The following is a 22,697-nucleotide window of genomic DNA, read 5'->3' as shown; positions in this document are numbered from 1 at the left end:
CTCCCCAGGCCAGCCAAGAGGCCAGCACGCAACAGCGGCCCCATACACCCGTTCACGAACACGGCACAGAGCCCTCGTCAGGCACCACGGCTCAACGCGCGCGCGGGCGACGACCGGCCAGCCCTCAGGCCGGGCGGCGCGCCCGCAGCGCCGCGGCGAGGGTCCCGTCGTCGAGCACGTCCAGCGCCCCGCCCATGGGCACGCCCTGGGCGAGCCGGGTGACGGGCACCTCCAGCGGGCGCAGCCGGTCGGCGAGGTAGTGGCCGGTGGTCGCGCCCTCCACGGTGGCGGGGAGAGCCAGGATCACCTCCTGCACCTCGCCCGAGGCCACGCGCTCGACCAGCGGGGCGATGGAGAGATCCTCCGGCCCGACGCCGCCGAGGGCGGAGAGCGTGCCGCCGAGCACATGGTAGAGGCCGCGATGCGCGCCCCCGCGCTCCAGCGCCCAGAGATCCGACACCCCCTCCACCACGCAGACGAGCCCGCGCTCCCGCCGGGGGTCGCGGCAGACATGGCAGGGGTCCGTGGCGTCGAGATTGCCGCAGACGCGGCAGGGGCCCACCGCCTCGGCGGCGGCGTCCAGCGCGCGGGACAGCGGCAGCATCAGGCGCTGCGGCTCTTGCAGCATCTTCAGCGCGGCGCGGCGCGCGGAGCGGCGGCCAAGGCCGGGGATGCGCGCCAGCAGCACCACGAGCTGCTCCACCGGATCGTTCGGCGGGACGGGATCGCGGCGCGCGCCCGGCAGGTCGGAAGGGTCGAAGGGCATGCCTCTCATATAGGAAGGACGCCCTTCGGCCGCATCAGAAAGGCAGCTTGAAGCCGCCGAGGCCCCCGCCGCCCATGCCCGGGATGTTCAGGCCGGAGGTGGCCTTGGACATCTCCTCGGACATCATCGCCTCCACCTTCGCCTTGGCGTCGGCATGGGCGGCCACGATCAGGTCCTCCAGCACCTCGCGCTCATCGGCGACCATGAGGGAGGGGTCGATGACGAGGCCCTTGAGGTCGCCCTTGCCGCTCAGCGTCACGCGGACCATGCCGGCGCCGGCCTGGCCTTCCATGGTGGCGGCCTCCAGCTTCGCCTGCATCTCCTGCATCTTGGACTGCATCTGCTGCGCCTGCTTCAGCATGTTGCCCAGGTTCTTCATCGGCGTTCCTTGCGTCTGCTCAGGGGTGCGGGGGATGGCCCAGGCGCTACGGCCTGTCCATCCCCGCGGGCTCGGCGTCCAGCGGCGCGAAGCCGGGACCGTCGTCGTCGAGGGGGGTGAAGCCGTCGCCCTCCACCGGCTCACCGTCAATCATCGCCTCGGGGGGCATCGCCTCGGGCGGGGGCAGGCCGTAGGCGTCGAGCGAGGCGTCGCGCACCTCGCGGATCTGGGCGCCGGGGAAGGCCTCCATCACCGCGAGCACGAGGGGGTGGCTGCGCGCCACCTCCAGCCGCGCGACGGCCGCCGTGCGCCCCTGCTCGGCGAGCGTCGGCTCGCCCCCGGCATTGGAGAGGGAGACGGTCCAGCGCGCGCCCGTCACCTCCTGCAGCAGGGCGGTGAGCTGCCCGGCGAGGTCGCGCGGGGCGTCGGGCCGCGTCCGCAGCTCGATCCGCCCGCCCTCGGGGCGCGCCTCGAAGCGCACGAGATGGACGCTGTGGACGAGATGCGCGTGCAGGAAGGGCTTCCGGCCGGAGGCGAGGGCAACCACCTCGCGGAAGGTCGCGGGCATCGGGGCGGGCGCGACCTCGGCCTCGGTCACGGTCTCAGGCGCGACGGCCGCCGCCGGGGCGGCCACCGCCCGCATCGGGGCACCGCCCGCCACCGCGCGCAGCCCGCCGCCCGGGGCGGTGGGACCGCCCGAGGCGGTGGGACCGCCCGGGGCGCCAGGGCCGCCCGAGAGCGAGGCGCCGCCCACCGCATCGGCCATCGCGCCAGCCGGCACGCCCGCGCCGCCACCGGATGCGCCACCACCGGGCCCGCCATTCGGCACGCCACCGCCCCGGCCCGCCGGGGCAGGAGCGCCGGAGAGGCGCCGCACGATCTCGCCCGGGGTGGGCATGTCGGCGAGATGGGCGAGGCGGATGAGCACCATCTCCGCCGCCGCGCGCCGGTCCGGGCTCTCCGCCACCTCGTTGATGCCGCGCAGCAGCACCTGCCAGGCGCGGCCGAGAACGGGGATGGTCAGCGTCTCGGCAAGGGCGCCGCCGCGGGTCCGCTCGGCCTCGGGGATGGAGGGGTCGTGCCGCAGCGCGGGCACGGCGCGGAAGCGGGTGAGGGTGTGGGTCAGCTCCGCCATGTCGGCCAGCACCACGCCGGGATCGGCGCCGCGCTCATGCGCCCGGTCCATCGCCGCCAGCACGGCGGGCAGGTCGCCGCGCATCGCCGCCTCCATGAGGTCGAGCACGAGGGCGCGGTCGGCGAGGCCGAGCATGTCCCGCACCTGCTCCGCCGAGACGCCCCCACTCTCGCCGGGCATGGCGATGGCCTGGTCGAGGAGCGAGAGCCCGTCGCGCACGGAGCCGTCGGCGGCGCGGGCGATCATCGCCAGCGCCTCCGGCTCGATGAGGGCGCCCTCCTTATCCGCGATGCCCGCGAAATGGGCGCGGAGCGTCTCCTGCGGCACGCGCTTGAGGTCGAAGCGCTGGCAGCGGGAGAGGATGGTGGCCGGGACCTTCCGGATCTCGGTGGTGGCGAAGAGGAACTTCACCTGGGGCGGCGGCTCCTCCAGCGTCTTCAGCAGGGCGTTGAAGGCCGCCCCCGAGAGCATGTGGACCTCGTCCAGGATATAGACCTTGAAGCGCCCCTGGCTCGGCCGGAAGCGCACGGCCTCCCGGATCTCGCGGACATTGTCCACGCTGTTGTTCGAGGCGGCGTCCAGCTCCATCACGTCGGGGTGCCGGTCGGCCAGGATGGCGCGGCATTCCGGGCAGACGCCGCAGGGATCGGCGGTCGGCCCGCCCGTGCCGTCCGGCCCGATGCAGTTCAGCGCGCGGGCGATGATGCGGGCGGTGGTCGTCTTCCCCACGCCGCGCACGCCCGTCAGCATGAAGGCGTGGGCCACGCGGTTCTGGGCGAAGGCGTTCCGCAGGGTGCGGACCAGCGCCTCCTGCCCGATCAGGTCGTTGAAATCCTGCGGCCGGTACTTCCGCGCCAGCACGCGATAGGGATGCGCGGGCGCCGCCTCCGCCGGGGTGGCGGGCCGCGCGGGGCCCGGCACGGTGGAGACGGGCGCGGCCGCCGGCGGCGGCGCAGCCGCCGGAGGGGGCGAGGGGTCGCCGAACAGGCCCGGCCCCTCCATCGGGGGCTCGGGCAGGTCGTCCTGCGTGTCGGGCGAGAGGTCGGTGTCGCTGGTCATCCGGGCCGCATGATACGCGGCCTCTGCCGCGACCCGCGGCATGGGCCGTCGGGCATCAATGGAAGAGGGGTGGAAGACCGGACCGCGACCCGGGCGGAAACCCGCCTCGGCTGCTTCCTTCCGGACCTGACCGGGTCGACAGGGCGCCCGTCCGCGACCGGCCTTCCGCGGCGGAATATGGGGGGTGGCGGGCCCAGAGTCCACGGGGTGTTCCACGGGGGTGTCCCCGGGAGTGTCCCCGGGCGGGTGGCCATGCGGGGTGCCCACCGGCTGCCCCGCCCCGGGCGGGGGGTTGCCCCGCCACGGGCGGGCGGTTGCCCCGCCCCCACCCGCATGCGAGTTTCCGCCCACCCATGCTCTCCATCCCAGCCAGCCGCCCCAACGCCTATACAGGCAGCCCGCTAGACCGCGTCTCGGACCGGCGGGACGACGAGGCCTTCGTCGCCACCGCCCTCGCCGCGCCGGACAGCCTCGTCGTCCCGGTCTGGCGGTCGAGAAGCCTCCTGCGCGGGGTCGAATCCGGCGCCCCGGAAGCGGTGATGCTGACGCGGGAGGCGGCCGAATCCGTCCTCATGGCCGGCGGCCCCTGGGCGCTGCTCGGGCTGCGGGAGGGTACGCCGGTCTTCGCCGTGGACCTCAGCGCCGCCGAGGACCCCCTCCCCCTGCTGCCCCAGGGCTTCGGCGAGTTCCACGACCTCCGCGCCGTGGCCGGGCTGCTGCCGCCAGGGGAAGCCTCGCTCCTCGCCCATGCCCGCGGCCTCATGCACTGGCGCGTCCGGCACCGCTTCTGCGGCGTCTGCGGCGGCGCCTGCGAGCCGCGCTCGGCCGGCAACGCGATGGCCTGCACGGCCTGCGGCGCCCAGCACTTCCCGCGCACCGACCCCGCCGTGATCATGCTGGTGGTGGACGGGGACCGCTGCCTCCTCGGCCACTCCACCCGCTTCCCGAACTCGACGATGTACTCGACGCTCGCGGGCTTCGTGGAGCCGGGCGAGAGCCTGGAGGAGGCCGTGCGGCGCGAGGTGCTGGAGGAGACGGGCGTGCGCGTCGGCGCCGCCTACTACCACTCCTCCCAGCCCTGGCCCTTCCCCGCCTCCATCATGCTCGGCTTCCATGCCGAGGCGCTGAGCCGGGAGATCACGGTGGACCCGGCCGAGCTGCGCGACGCCCGCTGGTTCACCCGCGACGAGATCCGCCACCCCGAGAGCGCCGGCTTCTCCCTGCCGCGGGTCGATTCCATCGCCCGCCGCCTGATCGAGGACTGGCTGGAAGCGACCCCATGATCCGCGCCCTGCCCGCCCTGCTCCTCCTCGCCGCCTGCGCCGCGAACGACCCCCTGCCCCGCGCTGACAACCCCGCCGAGGCCGAGTGCCGCCGCGAGGCCCAGAACGCCCCCGGCGCGAAGGACGCCTTCCAGCGCCTGCAGATCCAGAATCCTACCGCCCGCGAGCGCGTGCTGGCCGAGGCCGCCGCCGCCGAGCGCGGGGCCTATCTCCGCTGCATGCGCGCCAAGGGCTTGGCCGCGCCGGGCGGGGTGGAGCCGGTGCGCCGGCCGCAGTAGCGGCCGGGCAAGAGGAGCATCGTCAGGGTGCGCCAGTCTCGGCTGCGGCCGGCGCATGCCCCTGCCGCCCCAGCCGGGAGGAGAGCCGGCGCGTCGGCTCCTCAACGAACCGGTGGAGGAGGAGCGCAGCCCCGAAAGACCAAGCCACCGCAGCGGTGAAGAGAGCGAGCGGTGACAGCCCGTAGCGCGACAGCACGATCATGATCGCGTAGCCCGAGACGCCGTGAACGACGTAGAGCGAGTAGGAGATGGAGGCGAGCCGCGTGGGCCATGTCCAGGCCGGAATCCGGGCGCGGAGCAGGAAGGCGGCGGTGAAGAGGGCGGCCATGATCAGATAGGACGGCACCTGCGCCGCCATGCTGCCCCGCGGCCACCAGACCAGCAGGATACTGAAGGCCAGGAGCAGGACGGGCACCAGCAGCAGCGCGGGGCGACGCCAGCGCACATCCTGCTCGGCAAGGTGCAGCACGGTGCCGACGCTCATGAACAGGATCATGGGTGCGGCGATGGCAAGGCCGGTGAAGAGACCGAAAAAGGGCGATACGGGTTGCGTGGTCCAGCCCGGAAAAAGGGTGAGTACCGCGCCAGCCAGCCCCATGACGGCCGGGATGGCCAGCACGCCGGCGGAGCGTGCGAGCAGTGCCGGTGCTGCGAGAGCCGCGAGCAGGTAGAAAGCCATTTCGATGTCGAGCGTCCAGAGAATGCCGTCGAGGCTGGGTGACCAGACGAGCAGGTGCAGGCCCGGCATCAGATTGAAGGCCACCTCGACGGCGGAGCGCGGAAAATGGCCGCCCATCAATGACTGAGCGGCGACCAGCACGGAGAGCTGTATGGAGAAGCCCACCCAGTACGTCGGGAGCAGGCGCAGCAGGCGCGCCAGCGCAAAGGAGCCCCGGGTCCGCCCTCGCAGGCTGTAAGGGATGACGTAGCCGCTGATGAGGAAGAACAGGGCGACGCCTGCAGACCCAAACTGGAAGGTGCCGCTGACGAGTGGGACGAGAAAACCGGTACTCTCGGGCGGCACGGAGAAGGCAGGCGGCAGCCCCGTTATCTCGGCCACCACGGGATGAGCATGCCAGAAGATGCCGGCATGGTGGGAGAGCAGAACGAGCAGCGCCGCAATGCCGCGCAGCTGGTCGGCGAAGGCGACCCGGTGCCCGCGTTCCGCCACGGCGATCAGCGCGTCGGCCTCGGCGTCTCGCCGGCGTAGTCGTAGAAGCCGCGCCCGGTCTTGCGCCCGAGCCAGCCAGCCTCGACATGCTTCACCAGCAGCGGGCAGGGGCGGTACTTGCTGTCGCCCATCCCCTCGTGCAGCACGCGCATGATGGCGAGGCAGGTGTCCAGACCGATGAAGTCCGCCAGTTCCAGCGGCCCCATCGGCTGGTTCGTGCCGAGCTTCATCCCGAGGTCGATCGAGGCCACGTCGCCCACGCCCTCGTGCAGCGCGTAGACGGCCTCGTTGATCATCGGCATCAGGATGCGGTTCACGATGAAGCCGGGGAAGTCCTCGCTCGTCGCCGTGGTCTTGCCCATGCGCCGCGCCAGCGCCTCGGTCGCCTGATAGGTCGGCTCGTCCGTCGCGATGCCGCGGATCACCTCCACGAGCTTCATCACCGGCACGGGGTTCATGAAGTGCATGCCGATGACCTGCGCGGGCCGGTCGGTGGCCGCGGCCAGCCGCGTGATGGGGATCGACGAGGTGTTGCTCGCGAGGATCGCCGAGGGCTTCAGATGCGGGCAGAGCGCGCGGAAGATGGAGGTCTTGAGGTCCTCCCGCTCGGTCGCCGCCTCGATGACGATGTCGGCCTCGCCGAGCATCGCCATCTCGGTGCCGGTGGCGATGCGCGCCAGCGCCGCGTCGCGGTCCCCGGCCGTGAGCGCGCCCTTGGAGACCTGGCGCTCCATGTTCCTCGCGATCGTGGCGCGCGCCTTGTCCAGCGCGCCCGCGTTCACGTCGATCATGGTGACGGGCAGGCCGGCCGCGGCCGCGACATGCGCGATGCCGTTGCCCATCTGCCCCGCGCCGATGACGCCGACGGACTGAATGGCCGGCGCCAAGGCCACCGTTCCCGCGCCCTCGGGCGCGAGGCTCACTTGTTCAGCTCCGCCTCGATCTCCGGGATGATCTTGAAGATGTCGCCGACCAGGCCGTAGTCGGCCACCTGGAAGATCGGCGCCTCCTCGTCCTTGTTGACGGCCACGATCACCTTGCTGTCCTTCATGCCCGCGAGGTGCTGGATGGCACCCGAGATGCCGAAGGCGATGTAGAGCTCGGGCGCCACGATCTTGCCGGTCTGCCCGACCTGCTGGTCGTTCGGCGCGTAGCCCGCATCCACCGCGGCGCGCGAGGCGCCGACGGCCGCGCCGAGCTTGTCGGCGATCCCCTCCAGCAGGTGGAAATTCTCGGCCGAGCCCATGGCGCGCCCGCCGGAGACGACGATGCGCGCCGCCGTCAGCTCCGGCCGCTCGCTCTTGACCAGCTCCGCGCCGACGAAGGTGGAGACGCCGGGATCGGCCGCCGCCTGCGCGGCCTCCACCGCCGCCGAGCCGCCCTCGGCCGCCACGGGGTCGAAGGAAGCGGCGCGCACCGTGATCACCTTCACCGCGTCCGAGGACTGCACGGTGGCCAGCGCGTTGCCCGCATAGATCGGGCGCACGAAGGTGTCGGCGTCCACCACGCCCGAGATGTCGCTGATCGGCTGCACGTCGAGCAGCGCGGCGACCCGCGGCATCACGTTCTTGCCCAGCGCCGAGCCCGGGGCGAGCAGGTGGGTGTAGTTGCCGGCGAGCGACTGGATGAGGGCGGCGGCGGGCTCGGCCAGCAGGTGCTCGGCCGGGGCGTGCAGCACCTTGGCCACGCCCCCGAGCTTCGCGCCGGACGCCGCGACGGCCTCCGGCCCGATCACCAGCAGGTGCACCTCGCCGAGCTTCCCGGCGGCGGCCACCGCCGAGCGGGTGGGCTGGTTGATGGCGGCGCCGTCATGGTCGGCGAGGACGAGGACGGTCATCTCAGATCACCTTCGCTTCGGTGCGCAGCTTCGAAACCAGCTCGGCGGCCGAGCCCACCTTCACCCCGGCCTGGCGCTTGGGCGGCTCCTCGACCTTGATGACCTTCAGCCGCGGCGTCGTGTCCACGCCGAGATCGGCGGGCTTGACCGTCTCGATCGGCTTCTTGCGGGCCTTCATGATGTTCGGGAGGCTGGCATAGCGCGGCTCGTTCAGGCGGAGGTCGGTGGTCACCACCGCCGGCAGCACCAGCCGCACGGTCTCCACGCCGCCATCCACCTCGCGCGTGACGTTCGCCGCGCCGTCCGCGATCTCCACCTTGTTGGCGAAGGTGCCCTGGCCCCAGCCGAGGAGGGCTGCGAGCATCTGACCGGTGGCGTTCATGTCGTCGTCGATGGCCTGCTTGCCCATGATGACGAGCTGCGGCCCTTCCTTGGCCACGATCGCCTTCAGGATCTTGGCCACCGCGATCGGCTCGACCACCCCCTCGGCCTCGACCAGGATGCCGCGGTCGGCGCCCATGGCGAGCGCGGTGCGGATCTGCTCCTGCGCCTGGGACGGGCCGATGGAGACGGCGACCACCTCGGTGGCCACCCCCTTCTCCTTCAGCCGCACGGCCTCCTCGACGGCGATCTCGTCGAAGGGGTTCATGGACATCTTCACGTTCGCGGTCTCAACGCCCGTGCCGTCCGGGCGAACCCGGACCTTCACGTTGTAGTCCACCACGCGCTTGACGGGGACGAGGAGCTTCATGCCGGACGACAGTCCTCTGCGGGTCCGGCACCCCCGGGGGCGGGGGCCGGAGCGTTGCGGGACCGATGAGGCCCCGTAGAGACGGGCGCGCGGCCTGCACCGGGCCTCGCATCCGCGGAATCAAGCGGGGTCTATACGTCTCGCCCCCGGGCGCGGCAAGCCGCGGTAGGGGCGGCTTTCGGCCCCGGGAAACGCCGCAATCGGGCGGCACAACGAGAGGCGGTGCGCGCTCATCACAGGCTCGTGACAGGCTACTCCGCCGGCGCGGGCCACGCAGCCCCGGACGGATGCTGCGCGGCCCTCGGCCGGTCGCGGACGCGGAGCGCGGGTCCTGGCCGCGTGTGACGCAGCGACTTTCAGCCGAACGGATCGCGCAGCCTTCAACTGGACACGTCGCGCAGGTCTCAGCCGAACGCGCCGCGCGGCCTTCAGCCGACCGCGTCGCGCGGCTAACCGCGCGAGACGTAGAGCAGCAGCGCGAAGAGGACGAGGGTGACGCCCTGGATCGTCACGCGCCAGCGCATCAGCGCGTTGGCGCGGTGCGTGTCCTCGCTGCCCCGCACCATCCCCGCCATGCCGACGAAGAGCGTGGCCAGGGTGGCGAACATGCCGATGACGACGAGGATGGTGAGGAGGGTGACCATGGCCGGCTCCGTCTGGGGTGGGCTGCATCTGGGGTGCGGTCCACGGGGCGCAACGCCCCGGCACCGGCCCGGTTGGTGAAACGCGTCTAGCCCCCGCGGCGGCGCCCCTTGGCGGGCACCTCCGGCACCGGCTCGGGCGCGGACATCTTCCGCACCACCGTCAGCAGCGCCGCCTTGGTCGGGAAGTCGAGGGCGCGGTAGGCGCGCAGCAGGGCCTCCTCGTCGCCCGCCAGCAGGCCGAGGCTGCCCTGCTCCTCCTCCAGCACCTCCTGGGGCGGGGCGACATCCGGGTCCAGCCCGACGAGCCAGGAGACGGAGGTGCCGAGCACCTCGGCCAGCCGCACGAGGCGGGCGCCGCGCGGCACGGGGGCCGTGCCCTCGCGCAGGCGCGGCAGCAGGTCGGGCGGCAGGCCGGCCTGCTTGAAGGCCTCCTCGGGCGAGAGGTCGAGCCGCTCCAGCCTGGACTCGATCAGCTCCACCATCGGCGGGGGGTCGTTATCCGTCACGCGCTCACCCGGCGGGCAGGGCCCGCGCCGTGGCCGCGGCCTGGCCGAGATCCTCGACGAAGCGGTCGTACTCCCGCGCCTTCGCCGCGGGGTCGGGCAGGCGCAGGAGGTAGGAGGGGTGGACGGTGGGATAGAAGGGATGCCCCTCGGGGTCCCGCAGCAGCGATCCCCGCAGCTTCGTCACCGGCATGGCGCGGCCGGAGACGGCGCGGAGCGCGGTGGCCCCCAGCGTCACGATCAGCCGCGGCTGCACGAGCCCGATCTCGCGCCCCAGGAAGGGGCGGTAGAAGGCGATGTCCCCCGCATCCGGCGACTGGTGCAGCCGCCGCTTGCCCGTGGGGGTGAACTTGAAGTGCTTCACCGCATTGGTGACGTAGGCCTCCTCCCGCGCCACCCCCGCCTCCTCCAGCGCCCGGTTCCACAGCCGCCCGGCGGGGCCGACGAAGGGGCGGCCCGCGATGTCCTCCTCGTCCCCCGGCTGCTCGCCGATGAACATCAGCAGCGGCTCGCGGGGCCCCTCGCCCATCACGGGCTGGGTGGCGTTGGCCACCCAGGGCGGCAGGTCGTTGCGCGCCAGCAGGTCGCGCCGCAGCGCGGCCTGGCCTTCGGCGAAATCCGCGGCGTCGGGGGCGAAGAGGTCGGCGGGCATGCCCTCCTGAACGCCCGGGGCCACGGGCGGATGCGCGGGACCGTGGAGGGACCCGTGGAAGGGCAGGTGGACGGGCCGCTGGCGGCGCGGCGCGGCGGGCGTCGCCCCGCGCGCCACCATCTCCGCCACCCGCGCCGGCGCCTCGGCCATCAGCCGCGGGATGTCCCGGGCCTCCGGCAGGTTGCGCCAGAACTTCTTCGGCATCTCCGCCCGCATCGCCTCGGGCTTCAGCCGGGCAGGGTTGAAGATGGAGGCGAAATAGGCCCGCCACAGGGTCTCCGCCGCGTCCTCGGCCGGCGCATCGGTGCGGCGCCCGCCGGGGCCGAAGCGCAGCGCCGCCCCGTCCCAATGGGCGGAGAGGCCGGGGGTGAGGATGGACCAGCGCAGGCTCGCGAAGCGGCGGACGAAGAAGTCGGCCTCCGCGCGCAGGATGTGGTGGTCCGGCTCGTACCAGGCGACGAAGCGGGAGGCGGGCGGGGGCGGCACAGGGGTTCCCGCCCCGGCCTCCACGGCCACGGCCCCGTCCGGCACCAGGGGACCGGGCGGCGGCACGGGATCGCCCGGCAATCCGGGATCGCGTGGCGATCCGGGATCGCGTGGCGATCCGGGATCGCGTGGCGATCCGGGATCGCCCAGCGAGCCGTCACCGTCCAGCACCCCGAGGTCGCGCAGCGGGGCGGCCCCTGCCACCCCTGCCCGGCGCGACACTTCCGGCAGCGGCGCGGCGAGGGCCCCGCCCTCCACCGGAACCTCCCGGAAGCGGACGAAGGCGTGCATCTTGTGCGCGTCCCGCCGCACCGCCCGGGCCATGGCGAGCGCCCGCGCCACCTCGGGATCCGCCGCGTCCTCCAGCAGCCCGCGCTCCGATTGCAGCCGGTGCAGCAGGCGGTGCAGGAGGGCGAAGCGCTCGGGATCGCGGTGCTGCGCCACGCGCGCCGCGAGGGCGGGGAAGTCGCGCGGCGCGCGCGGGGGCGGCGCGTCCCCGGGCGGGACCGGCGGCGGCCCGCCGCCGAAGAGGGGAGCGGGATCGCCCAGGACGCGCCAGGAGACCCCCTCCGGGGCCACCCCGGCCATCACCAGCGCCCGGGCGGCGTCGCGCCAGCCCTCGAAGTCGTCCGGCGCGGCGAGGACCACCTCGCAGCCCGTCATGCTCCCTCCCCCGGCGCGGGGCGAGGGCCCCTCCCCAAGGGGTCTTGATGAGGATCGCGGCAAGGCCGGGTTGCGGTCCCCCGCGCCCTGCGCCGACAACACGGGCGCCCCCGGGCCGGGGCGGTGCGCCGCCAGGGCCCGGGGCCGGTCAGGGGAGACATCAGACCCATGCGAAACATCCACGGCGCCGCCCTCGCGGCCCTGCCCATCGTCGCGCTTCTCGCCGCGGCGCCGGGCGCCCGAGCCCAGGTGACGCCCAGTCAGACGACGCCCAGTCAGACGACGCCAAGCCAGGCCTCGCCAGGCCAGGCGGCGCCCACTGCCGTGTCCACCACAGCGGACCTCGCGGCGATCTGCCTGCCCGGCACCACCGGCGTGCAGCGGCTGGAAGCCATCGCCTACTGCCAGGGCTACGTGACGGCCATCGGCCACTACCACGCGATGCTGCATCCCGCGGGCGGGCGCGTGCCGCCGCTCTTCTGCCCGCCCAGCCCGGCGCCGAGCGTGGCGCAATCGGCCATCGCCTTCGCGAACTGGGCGAAGGGGAACCCGCAATACGGGAGTGAGCCCGCGGCCGACGGCCTGCTCCGCTGGGCCCAGGCCACCTATCCCTGCCCCGCCCAGCCCGCGGCGCGCGGCGCCCGCACTTCCCGCTGAGATGAGGACGACCATGACCCTTCGCGCCGCCCGCCTCTCCCTTCCCCTGCTCGCCGCCCTGTCCCTCGGCGCCTGCGCCGACGCGACCCGCAGCGAGCGCAACCTCGGCGTCGGCGCCCTCGGCGGCGCGGCGCTCGGCGGCCTCGCCGGCTCCTTCTCCGGCAATGCCGGATGGGGCGCGCTGCTCGGCGGCGGCGTCGGCGCGGGCGCGGGCTATCTCTACGAGCAGTCCCAGCGGGCGCAGGACCGCGCCTACCTCCAGGGCCGCGAGGACGGCCGGCGCGTCCGCCGCCGCTACTAGAGCAAACCCCGAACGGGCCGCGTCACCGGAAGGGGAGATTTGCTCGCTCGACAGAGGTCTGGAGCGTTTTCCGTGAGCCAAGGCGAACGGAAAACGCTCCAGCCCCGGCGGAACGGGGCGCGGGCCCGGCGGCCCGTGCCCCCCTCTCGCGGCACCGCCCCTCACGCGGCGCCGAAGAGCGGCAGTTGCACCGGGCGGGAGGGCAGGCCGAGGGGCAGCAGCCCCGCCCGCTCCGCCAGCCCTCCTTCCGGCAGCAGCAGCCCGCGCAGGTCGGCGCGGTCGAGCAGCCCGGCGCGGGGGCGGTGGTCGGCGGCCGTGATGAAGGGCGCGACCTTCCTCAGATTCACCCGGAGGCGGGCGAGGTCGGCCATGCGGAACGACCGCACGCGACGGGCCGACAGGATCTTCTCCACCGTCTTCGCGCCGAGGCCGGGTACGCGCAGCAGCGCCTCGCGATCCACCCGGTTCACGTCCAGCGGGAAGATCCAGCGGTTCTTCAGCGCCCAGGCGAGCTTGGGGTCCAGCTCCAGGTCGAGCATCCCGCCCTCCCCGCCCGAGATCACCTCGGCGGCGCTGAAGCCGTAGAAGCGCAGCAGCCAGTCCGCCTGGTAGAGCCGGTGCTCCCGCACCAGCGGCGGGGCCACGGGCGGCAGGATGGCGGCGGCGTCGGGGATGGGCGAGTAGGCGGAGAAGTAGACGCGCCTGAGGCGGTAGGAGCCGTAGAGCGTCGCGCTCGTGTTCAGCACGGTCTCGTCGGTCGAGGCATCGGCGCCGACGATCATCTGGGTGGACTGCCCGGCGGGCGCGAAGCGGGGGGCCGCGGCGCGCGGGCCGCCCGACATCGCCACCCTCACCTTCGCCGCCTCCGCCCGCGCCTCCTTCGCCTCCTCGATGCGCGAGCGCAGCCCGGCCATGGCGACCCGGATGCGCGCCCCGTCCTTCTCCGGCGCGAGCGCCTTCAGGCTCTCGGCCGCCGGCAGCTCCACGTTGATCGAGAGGCGGTCGGCGTGGCGCCCGGCCTCGGCCAGCAGGGCGGGGTCGGCGTCGGGGATGGTCTTGAGGTGGATGTAGCCGCGGAAGCCGTGCGTCTCCCGCAGCTCCCGCGCCACGCGGACGAGCTGCTCCATCGTGTAGTCGGGGGAGCGGATGATGCCGGAGGAGAGGAACAGCCCCTCGATGTAGTTCCGGCGGTAGAAGTCGAGCGTGAGGTTCACGATCTCCCGCACGGAGAAGCGCGCCCGCCGCACGTTGGAGGAGGCGCGGTTGATGCAGTAGGCGCAGTCGAAGACGCAGGCATTCGTCAGCAGCACCTTCAGCAGCGAGATGCAGCGGCCGTCCGGCGCGTAGGCGTGGCAGATCCCCATGCCCTCGGTGCTGCCGAGCCCGCCCTCCCGGCTGTCCCGCTTCTCCGTGCCGGAGGAGGCGCAGGAGGCGTCGTACTTCGCCGCATCGGCCAGGATCTCGAGCTTCTCGCGCAGCTCCACGTCACGCCTCCGGATGGTTCCGGGATATGGGGTCATCCCGGCCCGCGGGCAAGCACGAAAGGGGAACGAACGGGGCCGCGGAACCCGCCCCGGGCTTGGGGAATCACCCCCGCGGCGCTATGTGCTGCGACGCATCACCAGCCGAGCCGAGGTCCATGCCCGACAACACCTATCCCCAGCTCCACTTCATCTGGGGCGGCATCTTCACCGACGCCTCCTTCTCCGAGCTGGAGCCCGGCACGGAGGAGAGCTACGGCCCCTATCACGACGTGAAGACGGCCGACCGCGTGTGGAACGAGAAGGCGCGCCGCAACATCGACATCGCGAACCACCGCCTCTTCGTCCTCTCCGTCCCGCGCCCGGGCGGCCGGCTGGGCTGAGGGAACAGGCGGGGGCCTCAGGCGCCGAGCAGGCGCTCGATCTCCCCCGCCAGCTTCTCCGGCGCGGTGGCCGGCGCGTAGCGCGCCACCACCCGCCCCTCGCGGTCCACGAGGAACTTGGTGAAGTTCCACTTCACCGCCTCCGTCCCGAGCGCGCCCGGCGCCGCCTTCTTCAGCAGCCGGAACACCGGCTCCGCCCCGGCCCCGTTCACCTCCACCTTGGCGAAGACGGGGAAGGTGACGTCGTATTTCGTGGTGCAGAAGTTGGCGATCTCCGCCGCGTCGCCCGGCTCCTGCTTGCCGAACTGGTTGCAGGGAAAGGCCAGCACCTCGAAGCCGCGCGGCCCGAAGCGCCGCCGCAGGGCCTCCAGCCCCTCGTATTGCGGGGTGAAGCCGCAGCGGCTGGCCGTGTTGACGACCAGCAGCACCTTGCCACGGTAATCCGAGAGCGGCTGCGCCCCGCCCCCGGGGAGCGGCGCCGAGAGGTCCAGCAGCCCGCTCATTCCGCCGGCTCCAGCCGCAGCACCCGGCCGCGATCCTCGTCCGTCAGGACGTAGAGCAGCCCGTCCGGCCCGCCGAGCACCTGCCGGAAGCGCGTGCGCCCCCAGAGAAGCCGTTCCTCCCCCAGGATGCGGTCCCCCTCCATCGTCAGCCGCACCAGCCCGGGGGGCCGAAGCGCCGCGAGGAAGAGGTTCCCCTTCCAGCCGGGAAAGGCATCGCCGGTGAGGAAGTTCCCGCCCGACGGACTCACCGCCGGGGTCCAGTGGCGCAGCGGCTCCTCGATCCCCGGCGCGCTCGCCTTGCCCGTGCCGATCGCGCTGCCGTCGTAATCCGTGCCGTAGGAGACGAGGGGCCAGCCGTAATTCGCGCCGGCGCGCAGGAGGTTCACCTCGTCGCCGCCGCGCGCGCCGAACTCGATCTCGATCAGCGAGCCCGTGGCGGGGTTCACCGCCAGCCCCTGGGGGTTGCGATGGCCATAGGAGAAGATTTCCGGCCGCGCGCCCGTGCGCCCGAGGAAGGGGTTGCCCTCCGCCGGCCGTCCGTCCCGCTCCAGCCGCAGCACCTTGCCCGCGAGGTCGCCCAGGCGCTGCGCCCGCTCCTTGTCGTTGTAGCGGTCGCCGGTGGAGAGAAAGAGCTTGCCGTCCCGCCCGAAGGCGATGCGGCAGCCGAAGTGGTTCCGTCCGGAGGACTGGGCCGGCGCCGCGTCCAGCAGCGCCCGCGTGCCCTCCAGCCGGGTGGCATCGGCCGAGAGGGTCGCGCGCGACAGCCGCGTCAACGCCCCGCCGCCGGCGGGGGCGGAGTGGCAGAGATAGACCTCGCGCGTGGCGGCGAAGTCAGGGGCCAGCGCCACGTCCAGCAGCCCGCCCTGGCCGGCGGCCACAACCTCCGGCACGCCGGGCAGCGGGGGCGAGACCGCCCCGTCCCGCCCGACGATCCGCAGCCGCCCGGGCCGCTCCGTCACCAGCAGCCGCCCGTCCGGCAGGAAGGCGGCGCCCCAGGGACGGTCGAGCCCGGTGGCGAAGTCCCGCACGCGGAAGGCGGCGCGCTCGCTCCGCACCACCTCCTGCGAGGCGACGGGAGCGGCACAGGCGGCCAGCCCCCACCCCAGGAGGAGGGCGAGGGAGCGCGCGCCGGCCAAGCGGCTCAGGCCCCGAGCGCCTGGTCCACCCAGGCCCGGAGCTGGCCGCGGGGCATGGCGCCCACCTTCATGTCCACGGGCTTGCCGTCCTTGAACAGGATCATGGTGGGGATGCCGCGCACGGCGTACTGGTTCGGCGTCATCGGGTTCTCGTCGATGTTCACCTTCGCGACCGTCAGCTTGCCCGCATAATCCTTGCCGATCTCGTCGAGGATCGGGCCCACCATGCGGCAGGGGCCGCACCACTCCGCCCAGAAGTCCACCAGCACGGGGCCGGGGGCCTGGAGCACGTCCGTCTGGAAGGTCTCGTCGCTGACGGCCTTGGTGTTCTCGCTCATCTCGTCCTGCGTCCCGTGAATGGGGGTGTCGCGGGGGAAGGTCGGCATGCTCGGGGCCGCGGTCAAGGCGGGGCCATCGCGGAGCACGGGGCGGGCAGGGCACGCAGGGAGGGTGTCTCAATTACATGACTGGAGATCGAGTTTTCTGAATTCTTATATAATGTTAACATCACAACCTATTCACCAATCGCGTCTCCAAATTGGGAAATAATGGCGGCATTAGCCTGGGAAGAAGAAAGACCGGGCTTGTTCATATCGAGCGGGTTGTAGGTCCGGAGGAGTTGGGATGGTCGGGACACAACCGGACGGCACGATGGAGAGGCTGCGCGGCCTCTTCGACGCGCTCGAGAGCCATGGGGACGCCCTCGCCGTCATCGACGAGACCGGCCGCCCCTGGTCCCATGCCGAATTCGCCGCCCTGGCCGATGCGGAATGCGCGGCCCTGCCCCGGCAGCGCTGCCTCGTCGCCCTTCGGGCGGCGAACGGGCTGGGGGCGCTGGCCGCCTATGTCGGCGCGCTGCGCGGGGGCCATGCCGTGCTCCTCCTCGGCGAGGCCGAGGAGAACTCCCCCCTGCTCGCGCGCTTCCGGCCGGACTTCCTGCATGCGGGAGAGGGCTGGCGCGCCCTGGCCGGCGGCGTCCCGGCGGGCGGGCTGCATCCCGACCTCTCCGTCCTGCTCGCCACCTCCGGCTCCACGGGCGAGCCGAAGCTCGTCCGCCTCTCCGTGGAGAATGTCCGCTCCAACGCGCTCGCCATCGCGGAATACCTGGAGCTCGCCCCGGGCGAGCGGGCCATCACCACCCTGCCCTTCCACTATTCCTACGGCATGTCCGTCATCAACTCGCACCTCGCGACGGGGCACGCGCTGATCCTGAACGAGGATTCCGTCGCCGAGCCCGCCTTCTGGGCCTGCTTCGAGGCGCATGGGGCGACGAGCTTCGCCGGCGTGCCCCACAGCTTTGCCCTGCTGGAGCGCTCGGGCTTCCTCTCCCGCCCCGCGCCGCCCTCGCTGCGCTACTTCACCCAGGCCGGCGGGCGGCTGCCGGAGGAGCGGGTGCTGCGCTTCGCCGATTTCGCCGAAGGCGAGGGGCGCCGCTTCTACGTCATGTACGGCCAGACCGAGGCCGCCCCGCGCATCGCCTATGTCCCGCCCGCCCTGCTCCGCCAGCATCCCGGCGCGATCGGCCTGCCCGTGCCGGGCGGGCGGATCACCCTGCTGGACGAGCGCGGCCGGCGCATCGAGGCGCCGGGGGTGGAGGGGGAACTCGTCTATTCCGGCCCGAACGTGATGATGGGCTACGCCACCCAGCGGGAGGACCTCGCCCGCGGCGCGGAGCTGACGGAGCTGCGCACGGGGGACCTCGCCGTGCTCGGCACGGAGGGGCTCTTCACCATCACCGGGCGCAAGAGCCGCTTCATCAAGCCCTTCGGCCTCCGCATCGGGCTGGACGATGTCGAGGCCCTGCTGCGCGCGGCCGGGATCGAGGCCGCGGCCACGGGCAATGACGACGGGCTGCAGATCGCCGTCGTCGCCCCCGCACGGACGGAGGCGGTGCTGGAGGCCGTGCTCGGCCGCTATCCCGTCTCCCCCGCGAGCGTGCGGGTGCTCCAGCTCTCCGAGCTGCCGCGCCTCGCCTCGGGCAAGATCGACTATGCCGGGCTGCGCGGCAGCTTCGCCGCCACCGATACCGGCCTGCCCGCCGGCCACCTCTCCCTGCAGGACGCCTTCGCCGAGCTGCTCGGCCAGCCCGGCCTCAAGGCGGAGGATTCCTTCTCCTCGGCGGGCGGCGACTCCCTCAACTTCATCAACGCCTCCCTCCTGGTGGAGGAGCGGCTGGGCTTCGTGCCCGAGGGATGGGAGCGGATGAGCCTGGGCGAGCTCTCCGCCATCCCGCCCCGCATGCCCGAGGCGAGGCCGGCCGGCCAGTCCCGCCTGTTCTTCCTCGACCAGGCGCGGACGGGGCTGATGCTGCTCGGCATCCCCTACCATGCCGCCCTGGCCTATATGGACTACCCCTGGATCGTGAAGGCGGGCCCGGTCTCCACCCCCCTCACCCTCTTCGCGGAGGTCCTCAACACCTTCCGCATGCCCGGCTTCTTCGTGCTGGCCGGCTTCTTCGCGATGATGTTCATCGACCGCGAGAGGCCGGGGCCGTGGTGGCGCAACCGCGCGATCCAGCTCGGCATCCCGCTGGCCGCCACGATGCTGCTGCTCAACCCCCTCATCATGCTGGCCCACGCGCTCAACATGGGCGCCGACGACCAGGTGATGGCGAACTGGCTGGCCCAGCTAGCCCGGCCGGGCGAGCACTGGATCGTGCATGTCTGGTTCCTCGTCTTCCTCATCGCCTATTACGGCGCCTTCGCCTGGGCCTGCAGCCTGTGGCGGCGGCGGTCGATCATGCGGGACGCGGCCTCGGCGGCCGACATCATCCTGTCGAGCGGGGCGAGCTTCACCCTCACCACCATGGCGGCCGGCCTCGTCACCGTGCTCGGCGTGGCGGTTCTGAAGGCCCTCGGCCTCACCTTCATCCTCTGGGACTCACTCTATCTCAGCGAGATGGTCTCCCTCTTTCCCGCCTTCGCAATGGGCTGCCTCCTGGCCGCGCGGCGGGACCTGATCGGGCGCTTCGCCTCGGCGGACCTGTGGACCGTGGCGGTGGCCCTGGCCTCCACGGCGGTGCTGGTGGCGATCCGCTACCGGGAGGAGACGCTCTTCCGCGCGCTGAGCTTCTTCCTCTCCCCCATGGCGGGCCTCTTCTGGGCGCGGATCGTGCTCTACGTGGCGCTGCGCTGGTTCGACCGCTCGACGCGCTGGGGCCGCCGGCTCGTGGACGCCTCGATGACGATCTACCTCGTCCACCTCGTCTTCGTGGTGTTCCTCGGCGCGGGCTTCGCCCGGCTGGACCTGCCCGTCCTGCTCGAATTCGCGATCATCGTCCCCGCCACCCTCGCCCTGTCGCTCGGCTTCCACGCGGTCGTCTCCCGCAACCCGGTGACGATGCTGCTCTTCACCGGCGTCGCGCGGGGCCGCCGCGGCCCGGCCGCCCCGGTGCGGGACGGGGCAGGTTCCCTCCCCGTCCTCAAGGCCTGAGGACGGGCGGAAAGGCCGAGAGGCAGAGGGCCGTCCCGTCGGGGGCGGCCCTTTTCTTTCGCCGCCACGCCGGGTGGGTGCCGCCACCGGGCACCCGCCCCCTTCCGCGGAACCGGGATGGCGCAGCCGCCTGACCTCTCGTGGCGAACTCGTGGGCCGCGGGCGTGGCAGGGGCAGGGAGGGGCCCGCCCCGCGCCGCCAGGAATCGGCGCGCCTTCCTCGCCAACCCCCTCCCGGCGTCCCGGCACCGGGCGGACCTTCACCCTCCCGCGCCGGGGGCCCGCGCCGGGGGCGCTCAACGAAAAAGGGCCGCCCCGAACGGGACGGCCCTCTCTCTCTTTCTCCTGGCCCTTGCGGGCCGGGAGGATCACTCGTCCGAGGACAGGTTCCGGCGGCGGATGGCCGCGCCGAGGATGTCGCCCAGCGAGGCGCCGCTGTCGGAGGTGCCGAACTCCTTCACCGCCTCGCGCTCCTCCTCGATCTCCTTGCCCTTGATCGTCAGGGCCAGGCGGCGGGCGGCGCGGTCCACGGCCGTCACCTTCGCATCGACCTTCTCGCCGATCGCGAACTTCTCGGGCCGCTGGTCGTTGCGGTCGCGGGCCAGCTCGGCGCGGCGGATGAAGCCGGTGAGGACCTCATCGACCTTCACCTCGATGCCGTTGGCCTCGACCTTCGTCACGACGCAGGTCACGACCTCGCCCTTGCGGACGCGATCCAGCACCTCGGCGGCCGGGTCGGCCTCGAGCTGCTTGATGCCGAGGGAGATGCGCTCCTTCTCGATATCGATGTCGAGCACCTTGGCCTTGACGGTGTCGCCCTTGTTGTAGTTCGCCATCGCCTGCTCCGGCGACAGGTCCCACGACAGGTCGGACATGTGGACCATGCCGTCGATCTCCGGGGCCAGGCCCACGAAGAGACCGAACTCGGTGATGTTGCGGATCTCGCCCTCGACGATCGTGCCGGGCGGGTTCTGCTCCATGAAGACCTCCCAGGGATTGCCCTGGGCCTGCTTCAGGCCGAGCGAGATGCGGCGCTTCGGCTCGTCCACGTCGAGGATCACCACCTCCACTTCCTGCGAAGTGGCGACGATCTTGCCAGGATGGACGTTCTTCTTCGTCCAGGACATCTCGCTCACATGGACGAGGCCCTCGACGCCCGGCTCCAGCTCCACGAAGGCGCCGTAGTCGGTGATGTTCGTCACGCGGCCGGAGAACTTGCCCTGCACGGGGTACTTGGCGGCCACGCCCTCCCACGGATCGGCCATCAGCTGCTTCATGCCGAGGCTGATGCGCTGGGTCTCCGGGTTGAAGCGGATCACCTGCACCTTCACGGGCTGGCCGATGGTCAGGGCCTCGCTCGGGTGGTTGATGCGGCGCCAGGCGATGTCGGTCACGTGCAGCAGGCCATCGACGCCGCCGAGGTCCACGAAGGCGCCGTAGTCGGTGATGTTCTTCACCACGCCGTCGAGCACCATGCCTTCCTTGAGGCCCTGGATCAGCTCGGAGCGCTGCTCGGCGCGCGTCTCCTCGAGAACGGCGCGGCGCGACACCACGATGTTCCCGCGGGCGCGGTCCATCTTCAGGATCTGGAAGGGCTGGGGCGAGCCCATCAGCGGCCCGACATCGCGCACGGGGCGGATATCGACCTGGGAGCCGGGAAGGAAGGCCACCGCGCCGCCGAGGTCGACGGTGAAGCCGCCCTTCACGCGGCCGAAGATCACGCCGTTGACGCGGACGCCGGCCTGGAACTGCTTCTCCAGGTTGGTCCAGGCCTCCTCGCGGCGGGCCTTCTCGCGCGAGAGCACGATGGAGCCGTCACGGTCCTCGTAGCGCTCGACGAAGAGCTCGATCAGGTCGCCCGGCTTCACCTCGGGCTTCTGGCCCTGGGGAGCGAACTCGCGAAGCGGCACGCGCCCCTCGCTCTTGAGGCCGACATCGACGACCGCGACGTCGTCGTCGATGCGGATCACCTTGCCCGTGACGACCGAGCCGGCGAAGCCGGTGTCGGCGCCCAGCGTGGCGTCGAGGAGGGAGGCGAAGTCCTCGCCGGCGGCAGCGCCGCGGTCGAGGGTGGTGGCAGAAGCCATGTAGCGATGTGTTCCTGAGAGGCGGCGCGAAGGGCACCGCCGGGGGTCTGCGCCCCATCCGCCGGGCCGCCCCCTCTTCCGAGGTGTCCTGGCTGGCCGGGATGGCACGTCTTGCCCGGGATGCCCGGGCCCATGGGGGATGCACCCCTGATACGGGTGCGCGGCCGGGAGCAGAACCCCCGGCCGCGAGGGTGCTTTTATCCCGGGGAGGCGGGAAATCGCAAGGGCCGCGTGGGCCCGGGGGCGCCAGGGCCGCGGCGCGCCCCGGCGGCCACGATCGCCCGCGCGCCCGCCCGCGCGCCCGACGGAACCTGGGATGCTGAGGCCGGGGAGGCCCCCGGGCTCACTCCGCCGGGGCTCGATGGAGCATGCGGGACAGACCGGGCGACCTGTCCAGGGCACGGCGGGTCGCGACCTGGGCGACGGCGAGCAGGGCGATGGAGGAGAGGAAGACGGCTTCGAACATGGGTTGGATCCTCACTGTTGATCCTCCCCAATCCCGTCCGGACAGGTTGTGCTGCACTGCAGCATGACAAGGCACGAAAGCGCGACCGGGCGCGGCTCCCCGCTCCATGCCCGGCGCCTCATGCCGGTAACGTGCGTCCAACATGCGCCCGCGCTGGCCCGGCGCGTGCTAGGTTGATCGATGTTCCAGACGTCACAGGCCGCCATACCGATCCTCCACTGGCTGCGCGCCGCGAAGCGTGCCTTCGCCGTGAACACGCTGCCGGTGCTCGGCCTGCTGGGCGGTGCGCTCGCGGTGCTCATCCTCGCTGGCCTGATGACGCCGTGACCGAGGCAGGCAAGATCATCCTCGCCGCGCCGCGCTCGGGCCAGGGCTGCGTGCTGTTCGAGGTCGAGAACCAGGGCGAGGCCGTCGCGTGCTCGGTCTCCCGGGCGGCCATCCAGGATGCGAGCGGGTGCCGGACGGGTCTCCCCGGCGCGCTGCTGGCACAGTTCGTCCATATGCAGGACCGGATCATGCTCGCCGCCCTCCAGAAGCTCCGCTCCCGCTCGGCCGTGACCGGGGTGCTCCACATCTGGTCCAGCGACCTGGAGGAGGAGCCGATGGCGCCCGTCCAGGCCGCGGCCCCAGGGGTTCCGTCCTGAA

General features: G+C 72.7%; 24 protein-coding genes and 1 other RNA gene. 8 read left to right on the top strand and 17 right to left on the bottom strand.

Translation table 11 applies throughout. From position 1 onward, the window contains the following. Window positions 1-124: 124 nt before the first annotated feature. The 4 genes from recR to ffs all read right to left on the bottom strand — a co-directional run bounded on the left by recR (window position 125) and on the right by ffs (window position 3,505). Window positions 125-766, bottom strand: a complete 642-nt coding sequence (recR, locus tag FHS87_RS11825; RefSeq protein ID WP_184518246.1) for a recombination mediator RecR — start codon at window positions 764-766, stop codon at window positions 125-127. Window positions 767-800: 34 nt separating this feature from the next. Beyond that, window positions 801-1,145 (bottom strand): YbaB/EbfC family nucleoid-associated protein, encoded by a 345-nt coding sequence (locus FHS87_RS11820; RefSeq protein ID WP_184518243.1) that lies wholly within the window; start codon window positions 1,143-1,145, stop codon window positions 801-803. A 46-nt stretch (window positions 1,146-1,191) separates the two neighbouring features. Then, entirely contained in the window at window positions 1,192-3,339 is a 2,148-nt protein-coding gene (locus FHS87_RS11815; RefSeq protein WP_184518239.1) for a DNA polymerase III subunit gamma/tau, read from the bottom strand. A 69-nt stretch (window positions 3,340-3,408) separates the two neighbouring features. Next, an RNA gene (gene ffs / locus FHS87_RS11810) (signal recognition particle sRNA small type) lies at window positions 3,409-3,505 on the bottom strand. A 187-nt stretch (window positions 3,506-3,692) separates the two neighbouring features. Here ffs and nudC point away from each other — a divergent pair. Beyond that, on the top strand, window positions 3,693-4,622 hold the full coding sequence (gene nudC / locus FHS87_RS11805) for an NAD(+) diphosphatase (protein WP_184518238.1): 930 nt from the start codon (window positions 3,693-3,695) through the stop codon (window positions 4,620-4,622). Then, window positions 4,619-4,900, top strand: a complete 282-nt coding sequence (locus tag FHS87_RS11800) for a phosphoribosylamine--glycine ligase (protein WP_184518237.1) — start codon at window positions 4,619-4,621, stop codon at window positions 4,898-4,900. Before nudC ends, FHS87_RS11800 begins: the two co-directional genes overlap by 4 nt. Window positions 4,901-4,922: 22 nt before the next feature. Here FHS87_RS11800 and FHS87_RS11795 read toward each other — a convergent pair whose 3' ends face one another. The 7 genes from FHS87_RS11795 to FHS87_RS11765 form a co-directional block, all read right to left on the bottom strand. Continuing rightward, window positions 4,923-6,071 (bottom strand): acyltransferase family protein, encoded by a 1,149-nt coding sequence (locus FHS87_RS11795; RefSeq protein WP_184518236.1) that lies wholly within the window; start codon window positions 6,069-6,071, stop codon window positions 4,923-4,925. Between the two features lie 5 nt (window positions 6,072-6,076). Further along, a complete protein-coding gene (locus tag FHS87_RS11790; RefSeq protein ID WP_312861972.1) occupies window positions 6,077-6,994 on the bottom strand; it encodes a 3-hydroxybutyryl-CoA dehydrogenase in 918 nt (305 codons plus the stop codon). Then, window positions 6,991-7,908 carry an electron transfer flavoprotein subunit alpha/FixB family protein gene (locus FHS87_RS11785; protein WP_184518233.1) on the bottom strand — a complete coding sequence of 306 codons (918 nt, stop codon included), beginning with the start codon at window positions 7,906-7,908 and terminating at the stop codon, window positions 6,991-6,993. Before FHS87_RS11785 ends, FHS87_RS11790 begins: the two co-directional genes overlap by 4 nt. 1 nt (window position 7,909) lies before the next feature. Then, window positions 7,910-8,659, bottom strand: a complete 750-nt coding sequence (locus FHS87_RS11780) for an electron transfer flavoprotein subunit beta/FixA family protein (protein ID WP_184518231.1) — start codon at window positions 8,657-8,659, stop codon at window positions 7,910-7,912. Window positions 8,660-9,108: 449 nt separating this feature from the next. Next, window positions 9,109-9,303, bottom strand: coding sequence for a twin transmembrane helix small protein (locus FHS87_RS11775; protein ID WP_184518228.1), 195 nt, complete (start codon window positions 9,301-9,303; stop codon window positions 9,109-9,111). A gap of 86 nt (window positions 9,304-9,389) precedes the next feature. Further along, window positions 9,390-9,809 carry a hypothetical protein gene (locus FHS87_RS11770; protein ID WP_312861971.1) on the bottom strand — a complete coding sequence of 140 codons (420 nt, stop codon included), beginning with the start codon at window positions 9,807-9,809 and terminating at the stop codon, window positions 9,390-9,392. A gap of 4 nt (window positions 9,810-9,813) precedes the next feature. Further along, window positions 9,814-11,607, bottom strand: coding sequence for a UdgX family uracil-DNA binding protein (locus FHS87_RS11765; protein ID WP_246418332.1), 1,794 nt, complete (start codon window positions 11,605-11,607; stop codon window positions 9,814-9,816). A 168-nt stretch (window positions 11,608-11,775) separates the two neighbouring features. Between FHS87_RS11765 and FHS87_RS11760 the strand changes: the two genes are divergently transcribed. Continuing rightward, window positions 11,776-12,264, top strand: a complete 489-nt coding sequence (locus tag FHS87_RS11760; protein ID WP_184518227.1) for a Rap1a/Tai family immunity protein — start codon at window positions 11,776-11,778, stop codon at window positions 12,262-12,264. Between the two features lie 13 nt (window positions 12,265-12,277). Continuing rightward, window positions 12,278-12,565: a glycine zipper domain-containing protein gene (locus tag FHS87_RS11755; RefSeq protein ID WP_184518225.1), complete on the top strand. Its 288-nt coding sequence runs from the start codon at window positions 12,278-12,280 to the stop codon at window positions 12,563-12,565. Window positions 12,566-12,726: 161 nt separating this feature from the next. Here the strand turns inward: FHS87_RS11755 and FHS87_RS11750 are convergent, their stop codons facing one another. Further along, on the bottom strand, window positions 12,727-14,085 hold the full coding sequence (locus tag FHS87_RS11750; protein ID WP_221299817.1) for a putative DNA modification/repair radical SAM protein: 1,359 nt from the start codon (window positions 14,083-14,085) through the stop codon (window positions 12,727-12,729). Window positions 14,086-14,204: 119 nt separating this feature from the next. Here FHS87_RS11750 and FHS87_RS11745 point away from each other — a divergent pair, with 119 nt between their 5' ends. After that, a complete protein-coding gene (locus FHS87_RS11745; protein WP_184518222.1) occupies window positions 14,205-14,429 on the top strand; it encodes a DUF4170 domain-containing protein in 225 nt (74 codons plus the stop codon). Window positions 14,430-14,446: 17 nt separating this feature from the next. On the opposite strand, the gene FHS87_RS11740 is transcribed toward FHS87_RS11745, so the two are convergent. The 3 genes from FHS87_RS11740 to trxA are packed head-to-tail and all read right to left on the bottom strand — an operon-like array spanning window position 14,447 to window position 16,406. Next, window positions 14,447-14,932 (bottom strand): glutathione peroxidase, encoded by a 486-nt coding sequence (locus FHS87_RS11740; RefSeq protein ID WP_184518220.1) that lies wholly within the window; start codon window positions 14,930-14,932, stop codon window positions 14,447-14,449. Next, the gene (locus FHS87_RS11735) at window positions 14,929-16,068 is read right to left on the bottom strand and encodes a PQQ-dependent sugar dehydrogenase (RefSeq protein ID WP_184518217.1); all 1,140 of its coding nucleotides are present in this window, start codon (window positions 16,066-16,068) and stop codon (window positions 14,929-14,931) included. The genes FHS87_RS11740 and FHS87_RS11735 overlap by 4 nt, the downstream gene beginning before the upstream one ends. 5 nt (window positions 16,069-16,073) lie before the next feature. Continuing rightward, window positions 16,074-16,406, bottom strand: coding sequence for a thioredoxin TrxA (trxA, locus tag FHS87_RS11730; protein ID WP_184518297.1), 333 nt, complete (start codon window positions 16,404-16,406; stop codon window positions 16,074-16,076). 286 nt (window positions 16,407-16,692) lie between these two features. Between trxA and FHS87_RS11725 the strand changes: the two genes are divergently transcribed. Beyond that, entirely contained in the window at window positions 16,693-19,500 is a 2,808-nt protein-coding gene (locus tag FHS87_RS11725) for an AMP-binding protein (protein ID WP_184518215.1), read from the top strand. A 367-nt stretch (window positions 19,501-19,867) separates the two neighbouring features. Here FHS87_RS11725 and rpsA read toward each other — a convergent pair whose 3' ends face one another. Further along, window positions 19,868-21,586, bottom strand: a complete 1,719-nt coding sequence (gene rpsA / locus FHS87_RS11720; RefSeq protein WP_184518212.1) for a 30S ribosomal protein S1 — start codon at window positions 21,584-21,586, stop codon at window positions 19,868-19,870. A 343-nt stretch (window positions 21,587-21,929) separates the two neighbouring features. After that, on the bottom strand, window positions 21,930-22,052 hold the full coding sequence (locus FHS87_RS24225) for a hypothetical protein (RefSeq protein WP_281394351.1): 123 nt from the start codon (window positions 22,050-22,052) through the stop codon (window positions 21,930-21,932). A gap of 180 nt (window positions 22,053-22,232) precedes the next feature. Here FHS87_RS24225 and FHS87_RS11715 point away from each other — a divergent pair, with 180 nt between their 5' ends. Both FHS87_RS11715 and FHS87_RS11710 read left to right on the top strand, forming a co-directional pair. Continuing rightward, complete coding sequence (locus FHS87_RS11715) at window positions 22,233-22,379, top strand: hypothetical protein (RefSeq protein WP_184518209.1); 147 nt, start codon at window positions 22,233-22,235, stop codon at window positions 22,377-22,379. After that, the gene (locus FHS87_RS11710; RefSeq protein WP_184518206.1) at window positions 22,376-22,696 is read left to right on the top strand and encodes a DUF1488 family protein; all 321 of its coding nucleotides are present in this window, start codon (window positions 22,376-22,378) and stop codon (window positions 22,694-22,696) included. Before FHS87_RS11715 ends, FHS87_RS11710 begins: the two co-directional genes overlap by 4 nt. Window position 22,697 lies beyond the last annotated feature (1 nt).

Origin of the sequence: Muricoccus pecuniae, from assembly GCF_014199205.1 — a bacterium.
Classification (GTDB): Bacteria; Pseudomonadota; Alphaproteobacteria; order Acetobacterales; family Acetobacteraceae; genus Roseomonas; species Roseomonas pecuniae.
This window is presented reverse-complemented; position numbering and strand designations above follow the sequence as displayed.